Below are 4476 nucleotides of genomic sequence, written 5' to 3' on the forward strand. Positions count from 1 at the left end.
ACGGCTGTCAATTCATTTAATTGATTGATCATTTCATATTCTCGCTGTTGTTCCAGCAAAGATTGACTGGCCTTGCGCTGACCGAATGGTAATGGAGTTTTCCCATTAAGCGAAAGTGGAACGCCGGCATGCTGTGGACCGAGATAGAGCGAATCGATTGACTGACGTGTATCCGAGCGTGTCGGTCCGCCTAAAACCACATACTTAGGCAGATTTTGATTGAGAGCGCCAAGTCCATAGTGAGCCCAAGCACCAATGCTCGGTTGTGGTTCATCCAGACGATGTCGACCTGTGTGAATTTGATTCTCAGCGGCGTGATCGTTGTCGGTCGTCCACATATTGCGAATAAAGCAGAGGTCATCAACACGTTTTGCTAAATGTGGCCACCAGTCGGTTATTTCGATGCCGGCTTCACCATGTTTTCTCCAACCAACTTGCATAGGATAGATGGATGGGTAAACATCGCGAACATTGACTTCATCAGCTGTAACAGAACGGAAGCGTTTCTTATGCAACGGCGAATTAACGGGGTTTTCGAAAGGCGTTTTATCAAAAGTCATTCCCGCGTATTTGTTGAGTGCCGGCTTGGGGTCGAATGTTTCCAGATGACTGTATCCACCAGATAAGAAAATCCAAATTACCGATTTTGCTTTAGGCGCGAAGTGTGCTTTGGATTGACCGGCTACCTGTTCTCCCGCTTTTAGGTGCCCATCGTCAGCCAACATTGCTCCCAGTGCAAGACCGGTAAATCCCATGCCCAAATCCGATAGAAAATCACGACGAGTGGGGTTGCAATGAAAATCAGAGAATTCATGTGAATTGGATGTCATAATTCTACCTTATTATTTCTATCTCACAGTAACAAAGTCATTGTGATTGATGAGCGCACGGACAATACTCTCACGAATGCGAGTATCAGATGCCTTTGTTTTTTTATCTGCATTCTTCGGTAGTTGAAACGATTTAATACAAACCGCAAGCTCGGTATCTTTGGGAGTGCGTGAGAGAATCTGTTCAAACATTGCTGCCACGAACTGTTTTTGCTCAACCAGTTTATCACTATTGACGTTTGATTGACCCGTATTCGTTTTCTCCCAGTCACTAACAATTTTAGTACTCAACTCATGCACCAGATCACTGTTGGTAAGTGCGAGCGCCTGCTGAGGGATAATTGTTCGCGTACGCTGATAACAATCGACTGAATCAGGTCCATCGAACAGCTCTCCCAAAGGACTCTTACCACCTTGTTCGGGATAGACACTATAGTACAGACTACGTCGATGAGTAGTGAGAGACTCTTTGTTTTCAATAACGGGGCCTCCCATTTGCAGGTCAAGTTTTCCCGCACAGTACAACAGGCTGTCTCGGATAACCTCAGCTTCCATCCGACCGGAATTCATCCGCCAAAGTAATTGATTTTCGCGGTCAACCTCAAGCCATCTGGTTGCATTCCTGGATGATGAACTCCGTCGATAGGCATCACTAGTCAGGATCAAGCGATGCAATTGTTTCATATTCCAACCCGACTCCATAAACTCAACGGCAAGCCAGTCCAGAAGATGCGGATGTGTAGGAGTTTTACCATTGCGGCCAAAGTCGTAAACACTGGCAACGAGAGGCGTGTGGAAATGACGCATCCAGATATGATTTACGGCAACACGCGCAGTAAGCGGGTTCTCACGACTGGTAATCCACTCAGCTAATGCCGTGCGTCGCCCTGTACTGGTTTGCGGATACACGGGGCTAAAGGCCGTGTATTTCTGATTCTGCGATTGATCTGCCAGTCTTTGCCGGGCCTTCTCAAGCTCTGTTTTTGCTGTTGCCAGTTTTTTATTGGCTGTTTCGATTTCCTGCTTTCGTTTGGTATTTTTTGCAGGCTTTGCTTCGGCAACAGAAAGTTCACGTTCTACAGTCAAGACGCTGGCCTGGATCTTTTGAAATGCTGCTTCTCTTTCCAAAAGGCTGGCGTGAGTAAACAAAGCGACCGAATCGGCAGCGCTCTTTTTTCCATACTTTGCTCGATCCGCTGCTATCCGAGCTTCAATACTGGCCTGTGTTGTGTGTGCTGCAGTCACCTTTGCTTCTGCGACGAGAAGCGGTAACGACGGGGTCCGGACTGCGCGTCGAATTTTATTCAACTTCGCTTTTAAATTCTGAAGCGCTTGATTTCCTGCGACCTGAGATACAACCGATATTGCAGGATCCACACACCCGGTTGAGGGAATCCAACCACTGATTCCAACGATGTCATTCCCGTCTGAGAAACGGGGTTGCTCAAACCCGAAATGTACGACAGACTCCGATTTTGAAGATGGTGGTCCTGAAAAGATGACCTCATCAATGACGGCAACGCTGCCGGTTCTCGCATCAAAGGCAATCGCTTTTGTCGGATCACCAACAGGATTCCATTTGTTTAAAGCTACAGGAAGTTTGTCGATCAATGTCTTTCCAACGGGTAGCAAACGAACTGTCAGTAAGCATTGGTCAGATTTCGTTTTTAGAACGAGCTCAACCTGAAAACGATTTTGTTCCGCTTTGAAATCGTAACGACCCGCTTCGAATTCACTTGTACTACCGGGCTTGTACGCAAGAATGCGTCCTTTCTCAAAAGCAACGCAACTGGCAGTCAGTCCTTTCGGAATATCTTTGACAAATTGAAAATTTACATGTGAATCATTCATGATCTGTAACTGAAATTCCAAACGTGATTCGTTCTCAAGCTTTTTAAGTTGTTGCAGCTTGTTCAAAACGATACGCCGCCCTGCACTTGCATCTAACAGTAATGATTGACGCCCCGTTAATGCACCAGGGGTTTTTGATTGCTTCGCCTTCTTCACAGCTTCCGTGTAGTCTGTTTCTGCTTTTGCAAGTTGCTGGAGTAATACCTTAGATGGTTTGGTATCAGAATTTTTTGCAACAACCAACTCCTGCTTGGCCTGCTTGAGTGACTGGGTAGCTTCAGTCAGAGCCGATTTCTGAATCGCAGGTCGAAATCCAGGATACCAGGCGCGAGTGGGTAATTGAACAGATTTAATTTTCGGAAAAGACGCTGCCAGGAAATCAGGTACACCTGGCGAGATGGAACCTCGATCTTTGATACGATTTCGTTCATCGCCACCGGTATAGAACCAGGTAGGCGCCTTGGGGCTCTTATCGAAAACTCGTACAGCTCCCAACTGTTGAATTGTGCGAATTTTTCCATATTTGTAGTCTTCAAATCGTCCAGGATCTGCTTCGCCTGGAACTTGATCCTGTCGGATATAGATTGGCTCGAAAAAAGCGCGAATGCGAAAGTAATCGTCATGCGTGATCGGGTCATATTTGTGATCGTGGCAGTGGGCACAATTAAAAGTTAACCCCAGAAATGCCTTTCCGGTATGCTCCACCGTATTTCGCATCCAGTCATTCGGATTGAGCGCATACCAGTTACGAATCAGATAACCCGTCGCATAACCGGCCTCATCATCTTCCGGTGCAATCTCATCACCCGCCAGCATTTCCTGCACCATTCGATCATAACTATGGTCCTGATTCAACGATTTCACAATCCAGTCGCGCCAGCGCCAGACTTGCGGTGCACTGTTTGAAACATCAGGCACATTACGACGTCCATACCAGTCACTGTACCGCCAGACATCCATCCAATGTCGGGCCCAACGCTCTCCGTAACGTGGATCTGCTAAAAGTCGATCCACGACCTTTTCATATGCAGAAGCAGATTCATCAGCCATGAACGCATGAAATTCTTCACGTGTGGGTGGTACACCAATCAAGTCCAGGTAAACGCGTCGTAATAAAACATGCCGAGGCGCTGCTGGCTGTGGCAATAAGCTATGCTGCAGATAATGTGATCCAAGAAAACCATCGATCGGATTTTTGTATGGCTTTCCTTTTTGTGATAATGGAATCTTGATACGAATGGGCTTCGTAAACGCCCAATGCTCACGAGGGTCTTTTTCGGCCTGTTCACTTTCAGGAGACTTTGCACCCTCTGAAACCCACTTGCGAATTAGCTCTACTTGCTCTGTTGTGAGTGGTTTTCCCTCGGGGGGCATCCGGTCAGCATCATCATGGCTTTTAATCCGATCAAGTAATGGGCTTTCTGAAGCTTTTCCCGGAAGAACAGCAGGTCCACTTTCCCCACCCTTTCGCATAAATTTGCCGGTATCCAACCTCAACTCTGATTCCTGTTTCAAAGAGGCATGACATGAAAAACAACGTTCCTTCAGAATCGGTTTAACCTGTTTCAAATAGTCAATCTCATCGCACAATGCGAGTGGGGCCAGGCCGAAAACGGCAACAAGTGCCACAAACAGAAATGTCCATTTTGTATCCTTCCACAGACGATATATCATTTCTTCTGGACAGAAAGTGCTCTTTGAATGAGTAGTTCTAAAACGTCTCATGAAAAACGCATTCCTTCTCTTTTTATTATTTTCCGGAGAAATCAGCAGTGTAGAATACTCTAATATGACC

2 protein-coding genes are annotated in these 4476 nt (G+C 46.4%); both read right to left on the minus strand.

Annotation, left to right across the window (positions count from 1 at the left end):
* Nucleotides 1-830, minus strand: an 830-nt coding sequence (locus Q0668_RS12970) for a DUF1501 domain-containing protein (RefSeq protein WP_298865297.1), incomplete at its 3' end; no start/stop codon positions are given.
* 18 nt (nt 831-848) lie between these two features.
* On the minus strand, nt 849-4355 hold the full coding sequence (locus Q0668_RS12975) for a DUF1553 domain-containing protein (RefSeq protein WP_298865299.1): 3507 nt from the start codon (nt 4353-4355) through the stop codon (nt 849-851).
* Between the last annotated feature and the right edge of the window lie 121 nt (nt 4356-4476).

This window comes from uncultured Gimesia sp. (genome assembly GCF_937910335.1).
Classification (GTDB): domain Bacteria; phylum Planctomycetota; class Planctomycetia; order Planctomycetales; family Planctomycetaceae; genus Gimesia.